We start from the raw sequence: 18,657 nt of genomic DNA on the forward strand, positions 1-18,657 counted from the left end.
GTATGATAAATACTGCCCCAAAGCAGAATTATGCTCTTTTAGCAGCAAACTATATAAAAAATTTATACCCTTCATTTAAACCAATCGTGGCTATAGTGTTAGGCTCAGGATTAGGAAAATTTGCTGATGAATTGCAAGATGCAGTACGCATCAGTTATGAGGATCTTCCTGGTTTTCCCAAAATTACGGTACAAGGACATGGCGGTAATTTAATTCTTGGCTATTGGAATGGCGTAGGTGTTATTTGTTTGCAAGGAAGAGCACATACCTATGAAGGCTTAGAAAATTATGAAACAGTAAAAACCTATGTCCGCACCATGAAGCTCTTAGGATGTACTCATTTTATTGCAACTAATGCTTCTGGCTCGCTGAGAGAAGATGTGGGCCCAGGTGAGTTAATGCTTATTTCAGACCATATTAATTTACAACCAAGCAATCCTCTTATTGGTCCTAATGATGATGAGTTTGGCCCAAGATTCTACCCTTTAGATAATGCCTACGATCAAACTATGCGCTCGAAGTTGCTAGCCATTGCTGCAGAAAACTCAATCAAACTGACTGAGGGTGTTTATATTTCCGTATTAGGACCACACTATGAAACTGCCGCAGAAATTAGAGCATTTAAAATTTGGGGAGCTGATGCGGTAGGAATGTCTACTGTCCCAGAAGTATTGGTTGCGAATCATTGTGGAATGCAAGTTGCAGTAATTGCGATGATTACAAACTATGCTACAGGCCTATCCAAAACAGCACATAGTCATGAGTCAGTCGTTGCAATGGCAGAAAGTGCTGCAGCAAAGCTTAATTTTATTATAAAACAATACATTGCAGGTTTAAAGTGACAGTAGAAAATCATTTAAATAAAGTCATGGAAAAACTACTTGACCATTTTCCGCAGCAATCCATCACGGTCGAGCAACTGATTCATTCTATAGATCTTACTCTACTTGATGAGCATGCCTCTACCAAGGCATTATCTCAATTAAAACAGGATGCCCAACAAAATCAGGTTGCAGCCCTATGCATTTATATGCAACATTTGCCTGAAATTATGCCACAAAGCAGCATCAGCACGGCAACAGTAATTAATTTTCCGCAAGGAATGGAAGCACTTGATGTTTCACTGGCCTCAGTAGAAAAAGCGGCTCTCTTAGGGGTCACTGAAATTGACTATGTTTTCCCCTACTCCATGTATCTTGGAGGCCAAACACAAAAGGCACTTCATCACTGCCTTGCAATTGTCCAATTATGCAAACAGCATAAACTTGTTTTAAAGGTAATTTTAGAAAGTGGAGCATTTCCTAACCTTCAAGCTATTTATACAGTTAGCAGGGAATTAATTGAGCTAGGATGTGACTTCATTAAGACATCTACGGGCAAAATCGCTCAAGGAGCTTCTTTATCTGCAGCACTAGCCATTTTAAGTGCAATTAAAGATACAAACGCATCTTGTGGTATTAAGATCTCTGGAGGCATAAAAACACCACAACAAGCCTTTCATTATGCAGTGCTTGCAGAATTAATAATTGCCAAACCAATTAATAAAAACTGGTTTCGTATTGGAGCTAGTAGTTTATTAGGTGAACTGTTAAAAACTAATTAAATCTCAGTTATACTTCGTACGCTCGAAACATAATTAACAGTCGTGACATTGATAACTGATCAGGATAGGGTCATTAAGTTAGATAAGGAATATAAAGTTATTCTAGTTCACTTTTCAACTGGAGTTTAATCTATGCAAAGAAAAAAACTATTTTTTAAATCAGTTCTTGTTATGCTTTTTGGTCTCATTTTATCAAGTTGTAATAACACTCTACCGCCTGGTGAATACGATACAAATGAAGTCGGTAAAGTAAAAAAAGTCATTCCAGGAACCATTATTTCTAAACGCCCTGTCCATTTACGGAATATGGCTAATATGAATAACAATACAAACAACAATAATCTTGTTGATAGCGGATATAGTCAAACACGTGGTGTTGAATACGTTATTAAGTTAAACTCCGGAGGAATCATCTCTGTAGTACAATCAGAAGATCTAAAGCTCAAAAATAAACAAAAAATTCTAGTCATTTATGGTAAACATACTCGTGTTGTTGCTGATAATGGCAGTGAGGTTTTTTAAATTTCCCGGAACATTCGTAAAAGCAACTGTCTTGGATTAAAAAATAATTTCAAGACAATTGTTTTTACGAACTATTTATCAATTTGGCATGACATATAAATTTAATCAATTAAATGTTTTTAATCTTATTAATTAAATAAGATCACGTGATGAACGATTTTAAATTGCTCAAATACTAAAGACAGTATGCTGTTTTATGAATTTCTTAATTCCTTTAGGTTAGGGTAACTTGTTACAAAGCCATCAATAACTTTTGCATTTACAAAAGATAAATCTAACATCCTCTCCTCTCAATATAGCAATTCAAAATACTTATTAAATACCTACACCAACCGCCAGCCACATCAAAGCACCATAATAAACGCTGACAATAAAGGCTTTAAAACAATCTTGGGGCTCTCGTTTATAAATTAACCTTTGTTGATAAATTAAAACAAAACTCGCTGTCAGCCAAAAAAGGTAAAACAATAAATTTACTTGATTTATAATAGCCCAAAGTAGCCATAAGCCATGAAATAAACCTTGTAATAGACCAATAATTAATCGATCATAACTTGCAAAATAAATAGCCGTAGATTTCACACCTATTCGCAAATCATCTATTTTATCCGTCATGGCATACATCGTATCGTATGCCAAAATCCAGGCAAAATTGATAAGAAATAATAAAAAAAATTCACTGCTTAAAGAAACATTTGAAGCCACAAATGCCATAGGAATTCCCATAGAGAATGCAAATCCAAGAACTAATTGTGGTGCATTTAGAAAACGTTTACAAAATGGATAAACAAAAGAAATGAAAAGAGCGATTAATCCCAGATAAAAGCAATTTTTAGGCAGCTGAACTAATATATACAATGCGGTTAAAAGCAGCAGGGCTAATAAAATAAATGCTTCAGTCAAGCTTACTTCGCCAGCTGTTAATGGTCGAAATTGAGTTCGCATGACATGCTTGTCAATATTTCTGTCTGCAACATCATTGATGATACAGCCTGCAGCACGCATCAATACAGTACCACACACAAAAAAAGCTAAAAGCCTAAAATTAGGCATTCCTTTATTAGCAAGCCATAATGCCCAAGCTGTTGGAAACCAAAGTAAGAAAATTCCTATTGGTTTATCAAAACGCATTAAACGCCAATATGCACCCCATTTCATAAAACAAGCTCAAGTTCAGGAAGCATTATTTCTGCTATATAAAAAGATTCGCGTTGTTGAAAAGAAAACTCGGTCAATCGTACCCATAGAATGCCTTCAACTGTATTAATATTTTTTTTCACCCAATAAAACTCAATACAATGATGATCAATTGCATAATTTATTCCATTGATACGTTGTACTTTATCGTTTCCAAAGATTAAATTTTTTATTGATTCATTTTTTAAACGATCAAAAAAAGCAGGCTCAAGCTCGTAACATTTCTTAGGAATAATACTTCGAGCAAACCAATAAGAGACTCCTTGACTCTTCATAATGATGTCACGCTTGAAAATAGATTCCTCTTGAATCTGTAGAACATGTTGATCCCACCAATCTGTATTTACCCAGTGTTGAGAAATAAGTTCAAGCTGTGTTTCACCCTTGATATTTTGCAATCTCTCGGTTAATGAAGCTTGATAATTAAGCCACTTTTTAAGATTTTCGGGACTTTGCACATTTATTACAAAAATAGAATGAGTATTGATAGGCATGGACTTTGATTATTTACAAAATATATTTCAGTATGATCTTACAAAATTACGGCTTTAGGGACAAGTTATTACTTACTCTTATTCTACCTAATCGATTTAAAATAAGTGTAATTTGTTCATGAGTATGATTATTTATCAAACTAAAATGTCCATTACACATTGCTTGGGTTGGGGTATTAGAAAAAACAATTTTATTATTTGAGCTAACACCTATCCAATTTAAACTCCAGCGCGAATGATTCCATTGCCATTGATGAATCAACTCTACTTGATTTGTTTGTTTATTCAGGGAATTCAGGATCATACCTTTAGACCAATTCAATGAAACATCTAATGGTATAAGAAACACGGAATTACCTCTTATCATTGCTTGTAGCTTTGCATACTGGACTGCATTTCGTAGCTCATCAATTATTATTTGCTGTTCATTTTTCTGGATAAAATAACTATATGAACTTACGCCAATAATTAATAAACTTGCAAATAAAGTCATAGTGATAAGCAATTCAAGCAACGTAAATCCTATTGCTTTTATAAAAACACGTTTAATTTTATTTAATTCCTTAATTGGGACTTACTTCGATAAATTATTTTGATGACTCACATATTAGACAGTATAAGAAAACGCTTCCTCGCATTCAAAATCATCATAATCCTCACAAAAAACTCCTGAAACTACACGTTGCATAGGCTCGCATTTTCTACTTAAAGAGCGAATTAAACGAAAATGAGGATGTGAGTTGTCACCTATCACATTTAATATCCGTATACTTTGTGAAAAAGTCAAATCCCAGCGCGCAAAATATTCTTCTTTATAAATATCCTTACCCGATGTGAGCAACTGCAATACTTGATCTAATGCAGTATATACCTTTTCACTTGGATTTTCTTTCAGTTCCTTTAACAAATTAATCACAATGTGAATAATCACATGTGCTTCCTTGCGAATTTTTGCAAAATGTTTTAAACAAGCAAAAGGATATTTTAATGAAAAAGAATGACGTGCCTCATCAAAAACTTTTTTATCAGCGCTGTCTTTCAAAAAATCTTGAGATAATTTTAAAAAGATAGGAAACACGGCTAACAGAATTTTGTGATTTTCTGATTGAATTGAAGATAAAGATGATTGTGGCACTTCATTACCAAAAAAAGTAAAAGGATTATCTTCCTGCTTAGGACTTTGAGATACAGAATTTGTTGAATTAAAATAAAGCGCTTTTAACTCTTCCGCTTGTTTCATTAATTCACTTTGATTCGGGGCAGTAGACTCTTCAATAAGTTGATAGACAACGTCAAACCAATACTTATCCCCTCTATAACAACAATAGGAAAGCAATTCACCTAGTGAGCTAAATGTTGAATACATATATTCTTCGTTTTCATATTCCTGCATTTCATTTTTATGATACCGCATATTTAAATAATTTAGGGTCTCTTTATAACCGGCCTCAATCATTTCTTTTCTACTTTTTTCACTCACTGAAAAAGAAGAGCTTGATACGTTATCTACATTAATCACTATTGACTGACACGCATATTTTCTTAATTTCAATCGATCGCGCTCCCAACCACTGGCAGGATCACTCACGCCTGTAAGTAACGTGTAAATCCCGTTAAGAACAACATTTTCTCTATAGACTCTATCCATAACACGATCTATTGCTTTTCTTTCTGGTCCATCGTCAAATTTTACCGCTAATACTTTTAGATTATTGCCATATTCAGACTCAAGTAATGTAGAATGATCATCAAAAAATGCTTCTGTAGGAAAATTATTTAATACTCCACCATCATTATGCTCTTCTCCATCAATAAGCGTTGAGCGATATACTATAGGGAAACTCGCTGAAATTTTAACTGCCTCACTGACTTCAAAAGTCGGCGAACGAACTAACGAAAAGTAACGTGTGCTTCCTTGGCGCTTATTAGTGGCAGTAACAACTAACTCCTTACCAATTCCACAACCAGGGCACTTTTGTCGGATCATTTCTAAAGTGGCAAAAGTAATTTTTCCTTCCGGATATGGAATTTGATATTGGGTAACAATTTGGTTCAATTTATATGCAATTGCAAAATCTAACGCTGTTTTTAATGAATGTGCCTCTGAAATTCCATTAAGATTAATATCAAAATGAACTAAATGTTCGTGTTTAAAATGCTTAAATAACTCTTCAATTTCATCTCCTGAATAGCCTAAATAACACATTAATGCCATAATCGCACCTGCTGAGCTACCGGCAAATTTTTCAGGATAAATTTTAGCTTTATTGAGGGCTTTACAAACACCAACATGGGCATAAATTTTAGCGCCACCACCACAAAAAACTATGTTTTCTATATTCGGTTTTTTTTCTCGAACTAGAATCTGGTGTGATTTTAGAAAACGAAATATTTCTAATTTTTTCGTTTCATGCAATGGGACAATTTGCTTTTCTTTAATTGATTTACTTTTCTCTTTTTCTTCAGTTAACCAGGGAAATAACCAACTCCACATACGAATATACCAAGGTTTAAGCGACATAAACCTCTGCATTTTTCGATAATCATACATTTTATCAAGCCGTTCTTGCTGATCAGCTACCTCTATAGACTGCGGATGTGGATTCTTACATATGGATTCAAATTTAATGTTTTTAGTATTTAAAGCAATAAGCCGATCAACAAGTTTATCAGTAATAAAAACTCTTTTTGTATTTCCCAATGGCTCTTGCTGAGGATCATTGGGATCTTTATATTTTGTTCCTGTTCCAGGAACAAGAAATTGATGAAAACCAATTAATATTCCATGACTTCCATGACACATTTCAATCCCAGTCAACTTATACTGAGATATATTTTTCAGTGATAAATTTAAATCACTTATTTTCCAATACTCTAGGTATGTACCTTCGATCCAGCTTTTTAGTCTACCCCACCATGTTAAAGAAACTTCTGCGGTAAATCCACGATATTCATTTACTATAGAACCACTTAAAAAAGTCTTAGTTTTTTCCTTTTGATGAGGCTCCAAAAACCATTGCATAAATATTGTTTTTTTTTCATCGCTTAAACGTGTAAAATCAAATATTAATTGCTCGTTATCGAATAAATAATTACCTAAAGCAATTTGATTGTCTGGGGACAAACCATTAATTTGTAAGCGCCCTAAATAGGCGGTAATAATAATTTTTTTTAATAATTCTAGGTTTTTGGGGTATTGGGAAGAGTCAGACTCAAGCAGCTGGCTAATTATATGTTGTGGTGTCATTACTTATCCTTAAGTTATGATAATCCATAAATCTGAAAGATTTGCTTTATTTATCTCGAGCCTATCTATTTTTCATCACCTATATTTAGCTGTTAATTTATGAGCATTATTTTTATTTTTTTATCCATCACAAATATAATTAACACAAATTACTCAGAAATTAAATAGTAAAAATAAATTATTGACAGGATTAAATCGCGTCCACTAAGCAATAAAAATCCACAAACACTTTGATAGGCATAATGCTGCAATGTATCCCTATGATACTGTTAACAAATATGACTAGATTGAAGAACTTCTTAGGGGCAAGATAGAACACTCAAATATAGTAATGAGATAGAGAGCTCTATATACAGCAAAATTTCGCCTTTAAGATTAGCTACGTTTTGTCTAGCGCTCAGAGCGATCACCATCTCATTGCCATTTAAAAGAGAGAAGGAATACATTTCATTGATCTCTAAAACTCTTTAGCAAGAATCAATAACTAAAAAGTTAAGCGATATCCTTTAAAATTTCAGAGATAACTTTTTGAGGATCTGTTGCTTGTGTTATTGGACGACCCACTACTAAATAATCACTACCTACTTCCATGGCTTGTTTTGGTGTCATTACTCTTGATTGATCATCTTTTGGGCTTGTTTCCAATCGTATGCCTGGTGTAACCGTTATAAATGGAACATCACAGATGTTTTTGATGACTTTTACTTCCTGAGCAGAACAAACAACCCCATCTAAACCTGATTCTTTTGCCAGAACCGCTAATTTTTTTACTTGTTCTATTATGGGTATATTAATACCTATAGTACTCAATTCATTCTGATTAAAACTAGTAAGGACCGTTACTGCAATTAATAGAGGTCTATCGACACCATAAGACTCAAGCACATCCCTTGCGGCGTGCATCATGTTTGTACCACCTGCTGCATGTACATTCATCATCCAAACGCCTAAATCAGCACCAGCTTTGCATGCTTTTGAAACGGTGTTAGGAATATCATGAAATTTTAAATCCAAAAAAACTTTAAATTGTCTTTGAATCAATCGTTTTACAAATTGAGTTCCAAATAAAGTAAAAAGCTCACTTCCCACTTTCAGGGCACAATGATGAGGATCTAGTTTTTCTATTAAATTTAGAGCATCTTTCTCTGTATTAAAATCTAAAGCAACAATTAATTTAGATGACATTTATGCCATTACCTCTTCTTCGTGTAGCATTAACGCTTTTTTAACTGCTGCAACGACTCTGTTTTGCTCTGCTTCTTGTAAATAAGGATGCATAGGTAAGCTAATAACACGACGACTTGCTTGCTCTGCATGAGGAAAATCACCTATTTTATAACCTAAATAAGTCATGGCAGCTTGCTGATGCAGGGGTACAGGATAATGTACTGCCGTAGGAATTTCTAATTCTTGCATTGCTTTTTGAAAAACATCTCGATTACTTACTTCAATGGTATATTGTGCATATACACTAGTATTATCACTATGAATAAATGGTATTTTTACTAAAGGTGATAGCATTTGATCATAGGCTTTAGCAACCCTTTGGCGCATAATGATTTCGTCAGGGAAAAGTTTCATTTTTTCAATTAGAACAGCAGCTTGAATCGTATCCATTCGCCCATTAATGCCAATACGATTATGACAATAACGTGCATTTTGGCCGTGAATTCTTATTTCAATAAGTTTTTGCGCTAATGCATCATCATTAGTAAAACATGCTCCTGAATCGCCATAGCCGCCCAAAGGTTTAGATGGGAAAAAGCTTGTACATCCAATTGTGGATAAAGCACAAGAGTTTCGTCCTTTATAGGTTGCTCCAAAACTTTGAGCCGCGTCTTCAATCACTGGAATGCCATATTTTTCAGCAATAGCATTAATTTTATCATGATCAGCACATTGACCATATAACCCAACAGGCATTATTGCCTTAGTTTTATTGGTGATAGCATTTTCTAATTGATTGGGCTCCATATTATAGGTAAGTGGGTCAATATCCACGAAAACTGGTTTAGCCTGGCATAAACTGATCACCTCAGAGGTAGCAAAAAAGCTGAAGGGTGTAGTAATGACCTCATCTCCAGGCTGAATTTCCAAAGCCATGAGCGCCATTAACAGAGCATCAGTCCCACTTGAATTGGCAATAACATGTTTCACTCCGACAAATTCAGCCAATTGCTTTTCAAGCTGAGCTATTTCTGGTCCCATGATATATTGGCCATGGTTCAAAACATTTTTTATGCTGTTTAAAATATCGTGTTCAATTATTGAATATTGTTTTTTTAAATCGATAAATTGCATCATAGTCTCTTAAAATAGTTAATACCCTTCTAAGCCATGAACTGGCTTCATTCTTCCCCAGTTTTTACAACTAGGGCAATGCCAATGTAAATGTTTTCCACCAAACCCACAGTGTACACATCGATATACTGGCTTATTGTCTAAAAATTTGCTAGTTATATCATAAAGCATTTGTAATTTATCGCGTACTTTTCCATGAGCAGATTCAAGATGCCAATAAATTAATTGGTTTAAACCGCGTATCGAGGGATGTTTACTCAAATTATCGGCTACAAAATCTATTGCTGCATCCATATTTTTTTGTTGTTTTAAATATTCCGCTATAACGAAAATTACTGAGGCCCGAGGATTATCTGCTAAAGTCTGCTCAAGATATTTGATACACTCATCCATAGTATCTAATTCTTTATGGCATAAAACTAAAGGCTCAATAATCTCTGTTAAAAAGTCAGCATCTTGTTGAGGAACTTTTTTTAATGAGCGAATTGCTTGTTTGTAACGCCCCTCTTTCATTTCCAAGCTCGCATGCATTAAACTCGCCCGAACAGAGGCTACATCGACATTAATTGCTTGTTTAATACAATAAGCTGCCTTATCTAAAGAGTTGGTTTTTAATGCCTGGCTTGCCATCTCGCAATAATAATGAGCTGCTTGATGATGAAAACTTGTACCCGTTGTGATTTCTAATTTTTTAATTACATCTAATGCTTTTTCCCAAGCTTTTTCTTGTTGATAAATCGCCAACAAACCATGCAAGCTACTGGTTTCTTTGGAGCCGCCTAATTCAACCACCTCTAAAAAAATTCGCTCTGCCCTATCGAATAAACCCGCACTCATATAATCTTGGCCTAAAGCCATTAAAGATTCTTTTTTTTGCACTAAGCTTAATTGAGGTCTAGCAATTAAATTTTGATGAATACGAATAGCTCGATCAACTTCTCCACGACGTCTGAATAAACTTCCCAAGGCAAGATGGGTTTCAACCGTATCACTGTCTACTTCTAATAACTTAATAAATATATCAACAGCCTTATCAGATTGCTCATTTAATAAATAGTTAAGTCCTACAACATATTCACGGGATAAACGATTAGAAAGGTTTGGAATATCTTTTGATTTGCTACGATTTGCCATCCACCAACCAGACCAAGCAGCAGCAGGCAATAGTAATGGCCATAAATCAATCATTATTACCCTCCTCTGTGCATGTTATACTTAATAATAATAAAACTAGTGTTGATCTTGCAATGGGATTGAACGTAAGTTCTTAATTTCTTTTTCAGTCAATTTTAATTGATTTTTGAGTCTATGACACTCTGCTTTTAAACGCCAATAGCGTACTATAAAAAGTATAAAACCTATTACAACACCAATCCCCAACATAATCGTCATCAAAACAGAAATAGGCATTGATAGTGTCTCAAAATAAAAATTAACATCTACCGATGTTGCATTTAAGGCCGCAAAGCTAACACCAATAACAATAAGAAGAATATAAATAACTAGCATTAATATGCGCATTGAAGTCTTCCTTTTTTGTAGCCTGGGTAAAACCCTGTCTCTTAGTCCAGTTAAAATTTTGGAAAAAAGTCATATTTGAGTTCAGATTGGACAGAAATAGCTCTCAAACATGCGCGCATAATCCTTTATGCTGCGCTTTTTTGAAAGTTACTTTTATTCAAGATGTACCAAATGTGGCTTTTCGGTAAATTATATAGAAGATTCAGGGCAAAACCCAGGATCCTCCAGGACACAATAGCCATAACCTACCTAGGCAATACCTCATTTTACCCAGATTAACAAAACAAAAAAAGCGTAGAAGTATCTACGCTTTTTAACTCATTAGCTATAAAAATCATTCACTTTCTTTACTAGCCATTTTTTCCTTGAGCAAATCACCTAAAGTTGTTGTAGATGAACCCTCGGTTCTGGAGTATTTCTTAATGGCATCTGCTTCATCTTGTGCGTCTTTTGCTTTTACTGAAAGTGTGATTGAGCGGTTTTTACGATCAACATTGATGATTTTTGCTTCAATTTCATCACCTTCTTTAACAACAGTAGTGGCATCATCAACACGCTCATCAGATAATTCACTTGCGCGAATGGTACCTGTAATATCGCCAGCTAATGCTACAGTAACTGTTTTTGGATCTACAGCAGTCACAGTACCTTTAACTATTGCGCCTTTAGTGTACTCATCAACAAAACTTGTAAAGTTATCCCCTTCAAGTTGTTTAATTCCTAAAGAAATACGCTCACGTTCAGGGTCAATAGCAAGAATAACTGCTTCAATTTCTTGTCCTTTCTTGTATTGTTTTACTGCTTCTTCACCAGGAGTTGTCCAAGAAATATCAGATAAATGAACTAAGCCATCGATATCTCCATCTAAACCAATGAAGATTCCAAAATCAGTGATTGAACGAATCTTACCACTTACTTTTTGTCCTTTATTGTAACTTGCAGCAAATTGTTGCCAAGGATTGCCAACACATTGTTTCATACCTAAAGAAATACGACGTCTTTCTTCATCAATTTCAAGAACCATAACATCAACAACATCACCCAGTGCAACCACTTTACTTGGATGTACGTTTTTGTTGGTCCAATCCATTTCAGACATGTGGACTAAGCCTTCAACACCTTCTTCAATTTCCACAAAGCAACCATAATCAGTAATATTGGTTACCTTACCTTGCAACTTCTTACCAATAGGATAACGTTCTACGAGATCAACCCATGGATCATTTCCTAATTGCTTCATGCCTAAGGAAACTCGGTTGCGTTCACTATCGAAACTTAATACTTTTACTTTTATATCCTGGCCAACGGATAGCACTTCACTCGGATGCTTCACTCGTTTCCAAGAAATATCAGTAATATGCAGTAAACCATCAATACCACCTAGGTCAATAAATGCGCCGTAGTCGGTAAGATTTTTAACAATACCATGAAGTTCTTGACCATCATGTAAGGATTCAAGTAATGCTTGTCTATCGGCACTGCTTTCTTCTTCAACAACTGCACGACGTGATACCACAATATTATTACGCTTTAAATCCATTTTGATTACTTTGAATTCAAGCTCTTTGCCTTCAAGATAAGAAGGATCTCTTACAGGTCTGACATCTACTAATGAGCCAGGTAAGAATGCGCGTATGGAACCAATTTCAACAGTAAATCCACCCTTAACTTTTCCAGAAATAAGTCCAGTAACTGTTTCATTGTTTTCATGTGATTTGGATAATTTACGCCAAGCTTCCTGACGTTTTGCTTTTTCTCTTGAAAGGATTGTTTCGCCATAGCCATCTTCTACAGAATCCAAGGCTACTTCAACCGTATCACCCAAATTTACTTCCAATGCGCCATCTTTGTCATAAAATTCTTCTTTAGGTACAATTCCTTCAGATTTTAGACCCGCATTTAAAATGACGTAATCACTATCAATACCAATAACTTTAGCATTAATAATAGCACCAGGATAAAATTGAGCGCCGGCAATACTTTGCTCAAACAATTCTTTGAAACTTTCAGACATGTTTATAAACTCTTTAGTAAAAAAATGAAAGAATGAGTTCCACTCATCTTTCCCCCAACAAACATTTAAACACTGTATAGACGTTCATTAATTAAGTTTAATACATTATCGAACACTTGTACAATGGATAATCTGGTTGTATCAATTTGCACTGCATCAGCCGCAGGCTTCAATGGCGCATGCGTTCGTGCAGTATCCCTTACATCACGCTTAGCCAATTCTTCTACGACCTGCGCGAGGCTAACATTAATTCCTTTTTCTTTCAACTGTAAATAGCGTCTATTTGCTCTTTCTTCCGCATTTGCATATAAAAATATTTTTAAAATAGCATCAGGAAAAACTACAGTGCCCATATCTCTACCATCTGTCACCAAACCTGGGGGTTGAGCAAAATTACGTTGGCGCTCAAGCAAAGCTTCTCTTACTTCAGGAATAGCAGCGATCTGAGATGCATCTTGACCACATTGTTCACTTCGAATTTCACGACTGACATCTACATCATCAAGAATTGCCCGTGAGCCATGTTCATCAGAAAAATCAAAGCGCAAATTAAGAGAACGAGCCCACACAACTAATTGTTTTATATCGTGGGGGGCAATATTATTTTTTCTAGCTGCATAAGCTAAGACACGATAAATTGCTCCACTATCAAGCATATTCCATTGCAGATGTTTTGCAAGCAACTGACATAAAGTTCCTTTACCAGTTCCACTTGGTCCATCTAAGGTTATTACAGGTACATCGTCATTGTACATTATCAACTGTTTCCTCTATTTGAAGTTGAAGTTGCTGGGCTGTTTCTACAAACAAAGGAAATGAGGTAGCTACATTAGCGCAATTTCTAACAGTAACTGGGGCACTAGCTACAGCGCCTGCAACAGCAAAAGACATAGCAATACGATGATCTTCTCTGCTTTCAACAATGCCTCCTTGTAAAGTGCCTCCTTCAATGAAAACGCCATCATCTAATGCCTCTGCTTGAATTCCTAATTTTTTTAGACCATCAACCATAGCAGCAATTCGATCGCTTTCTTTAAAGCGTAATTCACTTGCACCACGAAGAGTAGTTCGTCCGCGAGCACAAGCAGCGGCTATAAAAATAACAGGAAATTCGTCAATTGCAAGCGGAACCATGTTTGCAGATATATTAATTCCTTTCAAAGGAGCATATTGAACACGCAGATCAGCAACCCATTCTTCACCAAGTTGGCGCTGATTTAAAAGGGTAATATTAGCTCCCATTTCCAACAGAATATGAATAATTCCTGTACGAGTTTGATTAATACCGACATTACGTATGAGCACATCCGATCCAGGAATAATTGTTGCTGCAACAATGAAAAATGCAGCTGAAGAAATATCGCCAGGAACATATATTTCAGTAGCTAAACACTCATGATCAGAATTAATTACTAGCGTATTTCCTGAGCGATTTATGGGGTAAGAAAAATTTTTTAACATGAGTTCTGTATGATCACGACTCACCCCTGTTTCAGTGATCAATGTCTCACCTTCAGCATAAAGACCTGCTAATAAAATACATGACTTAACTTGGGCACTTGCTTCTGGCATTACATAATCGATTCCATGAAGTTTTTTCCCACCCTTAATAGTAATTGGCGGTTTTCCATCAACTGTTGAAACATCAGCCCCCATTAAAGCGAGTGGTTTGCTAATTCGCAACATTGGCCTTTTTAACAAGCTCTCATCCCCAGTTAATTGACTGTCAAAAGATTGTGCAGCTAATAATCCAGCTAATAGACGCATACTGGTTCCGGAATTCCCACAGTCAATAGCCTGATCTGGTTTTTTCAAGCCATATTTGCCTACACCATAAATCACTACTTGCTGTTCATCAGGGCCTTCTATTGTAACACCCATTGCTTGAAATGCTTTCAAAGTAGCGATGCAATCATCACCATCTAGAAATCCATTAATAACTGTTGTTCCTTTTGCAATAGAACCAAAAATGATAGAGCGATGTGATATCGACTTATCTCCAGGAACAGTAATTTCCCCTTTTATCGAGGTAACAGGTTTACTTATAAAATTGTGTATTCTCACAGACTATTTTCCTTTGCAAATTCAGACATGAATTCAATTAAAGCATCTACTCCAGCCATAGGCATAGCATTATATAGGCTCGCACGAATCCCACCTACTAACCTATGTCCTTTTAATGCGTATAAACCTCTTAGCTGCGCCAATCTAAGAAATTCGCTTTCTAATTGAGTATTTTTAAGAGAAAAACATACATTAACCATAGAGCGTGCTTCATGATCTATCTCTGTACTATAAAATTCTGAACTATCTATATACTGATATAATTTAGTTGCTTTTTGGCAATTGAGTCGATACATTGCATCAATCCCACCTTCTGCTTTTATCCAGCGAAACATTTTATCCGCTAAATAACAATTAAATACCGGCGGAGTAGCATAAAGCGAATGATGTTCCGCTTGAGTTTTATAATGAAGCATTGTCGGAACAGGAGGATTTGGCGCTCTTTCTAATAAATCATCCCGTATAATCACTATAGTTAAGCCAGCATTAGCTATGTTTTTCTGTGCACCTGCAAAAATCAAGCCAAATTTGCTCACATCCAAAGGCTCACTAAGCAAAGAAGAAGTCATATCAGCAACTAAAGGGATTTCTTTAGTCGGAGGAACATAGGAAAACTGAACGCCATTAACCGTTTCATTAGCCGTATAATAAACATAGGCGGTATTTTCATTGATTTTCCAGTCTTTCCGACTAGGAATGTTTTTATAGGAATTTTCTTCACTGCTGGCGATACAATATGCTTTTTTTAAATATTGGGCTTCAGAGAAAGCTATGTGTGACCATATTCCAGTAACTATATAACCTGCTTGTTCATTCGGATGCAAAAGATTCATTGGAATCATCGCAAATTGCGTACGAGCAGCTCCTCCTAAAAAGAGGACTTGGTAGTTTTGAGGAATGATTAGTAATTCCCTTAGTGTTTGTTCCGCATTACTTAATAAGGTCATAAACTCTGAACTACGGTGCCCAACCTCGAGAACGGAAATACCTAAGTTTTGCCAATCAAGGAATTCTTCCTGGGCCTCTCGGAGTATGCACTCCGGAAGCATCGCAGGTCCGGCACCAAAATTATATACTCGAGTTGTCATCACTACTTTCTTCAGTTTCAACTACATCATTATTTACGTCATTGGAATCTTCGCCTAAATCTTCAATTTTTTGCATTCCAACTACTTTTTCACCTGAGCTAACATTAATAAGACGAACACCTTGGGTATTTCTACCAATGACTGATAATTCATTGACTTTAAAGCGCACTAGAGTTCCTTTATCAGTGATCAACATGGCTTCATCTGCATCGGTGACTTGCACTGAACGAACTACTTTACCATTACGTTCATTCACCTGAATTGAAATTACTCCCTGTCCTCCTCGGCCGGAAACACGATACTCATCAATTGAAGTGCGTTTACCATATCCATTTTCTGTGGCAGTCAATATAGTTCCGTCAAGATGAGCAACAACTAAAGAAATTACTGCTTGTTCTTCTTCGATACGAATACCTCGTACTCCACGAGCAGTACGCCCCATCGGCCTTACTTTATTTTCATCAAAGCGAACAACCTTGCCCGCATCAGTAAACAACATAATATCTTTGCTGCCATCAGTAATATCCACACCAACCAAGCTATCATCTTCATCCAGATCTACAGCAATAATTCCATTAGATCGTGGTCTACTAAAAGCATTTAAAGGTACTTTTTTAACGGTACCTTTTTTAGTTGCCATAAATACATAATATCCATCCAAATATTCCCTTACCGGCAACATGGCATTAATTTCTTCACCTTCAGCAAGTGGTAATATATTAATAATCGGTCGACCACGAGAAATACGACTCGCTAAAGGAAGCTCATACGCTTTTAACCAATAAAGCTTTCCATGATTCGAGAAACAGAGCAAAGTATCATGAGTACTTGCAATGACTAAACGAGAAACAAAATCTTCATCTTTAACATTTGTAGCTGATTTTCCCTTGCCTCCACGACGTTGAGCTTGATATGCGCTAATTGGTTGATATTTAACATATCCTTGATGTGATAAGGTTACAACGACGTGCTCTTCAGTAATTAAGTCTTCAATAGTTAAGTCTTCTTGTGATTCAATAATTTCAGTACGACGTTCGTCACCAAACTGAGTTTTTATTTCAACAAATTCATCACGAATGACTTGCATCAACCGCTCTGGTGAAGCCAATATTTCTAACAACTCTCGAATCAGCGTTAATAACTCTTCGAATTCATCTAATATTTTATCTTGTTCTAAAGCAGTTAAACGATGAAGTCTTAATTCAAGAATAGCTTGAGCTTGTGCCTCTGATAACTTATATCCTTCGGTACTCAAACCAAACTCAGCAGCCAAATCATCGGGGCGCGAAGCATCTGAGCCTGCTCGTTCCAACATCGCTTTAACCATACCTGGTTGCCATAGTTTCGCAAGCAAGGCTTGTTTTGCATCTTGAGGAGTGGGTGATTGTTTAATTAAAGCAATCATCTCATCGATATTGGCTAAAGCAATCCCCAAACCCTCTAACAAATGCGCGCGACTTCGCGCTTTCTTTAATTCAAATAAAGTTCTTCTCGTTACTACTTCACGTCTATGTTTGATAAAATACTCTAGAATTTGTTTCAAATTCAAAGTACGCGGCTGTCCATCCACCAATGCAACCATGTTAATTCCAAAAACATTTTGCATCTGAGTCTGAGTATATAAGTTATTTAAAATAACATCTGCAATTTCTTGTCGTTTCAATTCAATAACGACACGCATTCCTTGCTTATCTGATTCATCCCTAAGGCCCGAAATTCCTTCAATTTTCTTGTCTCTTACTAATTCAGCAATTCGCTCAACTAAACGTGCTTTATTGACTTGATATGGAAGCTCAGTAATGATAATCGATTGACGGCCAGAATCCTCATCAGTTTCAATTTCTGTTCGCGCTCGAATAATGGCGCGCCCTTTTCCTGTACGATAGCCTTGAATGATTCCAGCTCTACCATTAATGATGGCAGCAGTAGGAAAATCAGGGCCAGGAATAATTTGCATAATCTCATCTAAACTAATTTCGGGATCATCAACTAAAGCGATGCATGCATTAATCACTTCACTAAGATTATGAGGTGGAATATTAGTGGCCATGCCTACAGCAATACCTGAAGAACCATTTACCAATAAATTAGGTACTCTTGAAGGCAATACCACAGGAGCGAATTCGGTTTCATCATAGTTAGGGCTAAAATCAACCGTCTCTTTATCCAAATCAGCTAACAAAGCATGCGCTACTTTAGACATTCTTACTTCGGTATATCGCATTGCTGCCGGAGCATCACCATCTACTGAACCGAAGTTACCCTGACCATCTACCAAAAGATAGCGCAGCGAAAAAGGCTGTGCCATGCGCACAATCGTATCATAAACCGCGGTGTCGCCATGTGGATGGTATTTACCAATCACATCCCCTACCACACGTGCAGATTTTTTATAAGGTTTATTCCAATCATTACCTAACTCACTCATCGCGTAAAGAACACGTCGATGAACAGGTTTAAGTCCATCACGCACATCAGGCAAGGCTCTGCCTACAATGACACTCATTGCATAATCCAAATAGGATTGTTTTAACTCATCTTCAATATTAACTGGCAAGACTTCTTTCGCTAGATCAACCATAGTTTGGACGTATCCTTGATGAAAA

The 18,657-nt window shown here is 36.1% G+C and carries 16 protein-coding genes; 3 read left to right on the top strand and 13 right to left on the bottom strand.

The features are described 5' to 3' along the window. Positions 1-2: 2 nt before the first annotated feature. The 3 genes from DYH34_RS09385 (at position 3) to DYH34_RS09395 (ending at position 2,125) form a co-directional block, all read left to right on the top strand. Positions 3-842 (top strand): purine-nucleoside phosphorylase, encoded by an 840-nt coding sequence (locus DYH34_RS09385; protein WP_058466378.1) that lies wholly within the window; start codon positions 3-5, stop codon positions 840-842. Continuing rightward, the gene (gene deoC / locus DYH34_RS09390; protein WP_058466379.1) at positions 839-1,603 is read left to right on the top strand and encodes a 2-deoxyribose-5-phosphate aldolase; all 765 of its coding nucleotides are present in this window, start codon (positions 839-841) and stop codon (positions 1,601-1,603) included. Before DYH34_RS09385 ends, deoC begins: the two co-directional genes overlap by 4 nt. Positions 1,604-1,735: 132 nt before the next feature. Continuing rightward, entirely contained in the window at positions 1,736-2,125 is a 390-nt protein-coding gene (locus tag DYH34_RS09395; RefSeq protein ID WP_058466380.1) for a hypothetical protein, read from the top strand. A gap of 315 nt (positions 2,126-2,440) precedes the next feature. Here the strand turns inward: DYH34_RS09395 and ubiA are convergent, their stop codons facing one another. The 13 genes from ubiA to gyrA all read right to left on the bottom strand — a co-directional run bounded on the left by ubiA (position 2,441) and on the right by gyrA (position 18,632). After that, a complete protein-coding gene (gene ubiA / locus DYH34_RS09400) occupies positions 2,441-3,283 on the bottom strand; it encodes a 4-hydroxybenzoate octaprenyltransferase (RefSeq protein ID WP_083502818.1) in 843 nt (280 codons plus the stop codon). Next, positions 3,280-3,816, bottom strand: coding sequence for a chorismate--pyruvate lyase family protein (locus DYH34_RS09405; RefSeq protein WP_058466381.1), 537 nt, complete (start codon positions 3,814-3,816; stop codon positions 3,280-3,282). Before DYH34_RS09405 ends, ubiA begins: the two co-directional genes overlap by 4 nt. A gap of 46 nt (positions 3,817-3,862) precedes the next feature. Next, positions 3,863-4,384, bottom strand: coding sequence for a GspH/FimT family pseudopilin (locus DYH34_RS09410; RefSeq protein ID WP_420795591.1), 522 nt, complete (start codon positions 4,382-4,384; stop codon positions 3,863-3,865). 39 nt (positions 4,385-4,423) lie between these two features. After that, positions 4,424-7,063: a Dot/Icm T4SS effector VpdC gene (gene vpdC / locus DYH34_RS09415; RefSeq protein ID WP_058466383.1), complete on the bottom strand. Its 2,640-nt coding sequence runs from the start codon at positions 7,061-7,063 to the stop codon at positions 4,424-4,426. 492 nt (positions 7,064-7,555) lie between these two features. Next, positions 7,556-8,248 carry an orotidine-5'-phosphate decarboxylase gene (gene pyrF / locus DYH34_RS09420; RefSeq protein ID WP_058466384.1) on the bottom strand — a complete coding sequence of 231 codons (693 nt, stop codon included), beginning with the start codon at positions 8,246-8,248 and terminating at the stop codon, positions 7,556-7,558. After that, entirely contained in the window at positions 8,249-9,364 is a 1,116-nt protein-coding gene (locus DYH34_RS09425; RefSeq protein WP_058466385.1) for a DegT/DnrJ/EryC1/StrS family aminotransferase, read from the bottom strand. 18 nt (positions 9,365-9,382) lie between these two features. Then, entirely contained in the window at positions 9,383-10,552 is a 1,170-nt protein-coding gene (gene lapB / locus DYH34_RS09430; RefSeq protein ID WP_058466386.1) for a lipopolysaccharide assembly protein LapB, read from the bottom strand. 42 nt (positions 10,553-10,594) lie between these two features. After that, positions 10,595-10,885: a LapA family protein gene (locus DYH34_RS09435; protein ID WP_058466387.1), complete on the bottom strand. Its 291-nt coding sequence runs from the start codon at positions 10,883-10,885 to the stop codon at positions 10,595-10,597. A gap of 334 nt (positions 10,886-11,219) precedes the next feature. Further along, a complete protein-coding gene (rpsA, locus tag DYH34_RS09440) occupies positions 11,220-12,899 on the bottom strand; it encodes a 30S ribosomal protein S1 (RefSeq protein WP_058466388.1) in 1,680 nt (559 codons plus the stop codon). Between the two features lie 65 nt (positions 12,900-12,964). After that, the gene (gene cmk, locus DYH34_RS09445) at positions 12,965-13,654 is read right to left on the bottom strand and encodes a (d)CMP kinase (RefSeq protein WP_058466389.1); all 690 of its coding nucleotides are present in this window, start codon (positions 13,652-13,654) and stop codon (positions 12,965-12,967) included. After that, complete coding sequence (aroA, locus tag DYH34_RS09450; protein WP_058466390.1) at positions 13,644-14,963, bottom strand: 3-phosphoshikimate 1-carboxyvinyltransferase; 1,320 nt, start codon at positions 14,961-14,963, stop codon at positions 13,644-13,646. The genes cmk and aroA overlap by 11 nt, the downstream gene beginning before the upstream one ends. Then, positions 14,960-16,051, bottom strand: a complete 1,092-nt coding sequence (gene serC, locus DYH34_RS09455; RefSeq protein ID WP_058466391.1) for a 3-phosphoserine/phosphohydroxythreonine transaminase — start codon at positions 16,049-16,051, stop codon at positions 14,960-14,962. The genes aroA and serC overlap by 4 nt, the downstream gene beginning before the upstream one ends. Further along, positions 16,032-18,632, bottom strand: a complete 2,601-nt coding sequence (gene gyrA, locus DYH34_RS09460; protein WP_058466392.1) for a DNA gyrase subunit A — start codon at positions 18,630-18,632, stop codon at positions 16,032-16,034. Before gyrA ends, serC begins: the two co-directional genes overlap by 20 nt. Positions 18,633-18,657 lie beyond the last annotated feature (25 nt).

The organism is Legionella cincinnatiensis (assembly GCF_900452415.1).
GTDB lineage: Bacteria > Pseudomonadota > Gammaproteobacteria > Legionellales > Legionellaceae > Legionella > Legionella cincinnatiensis.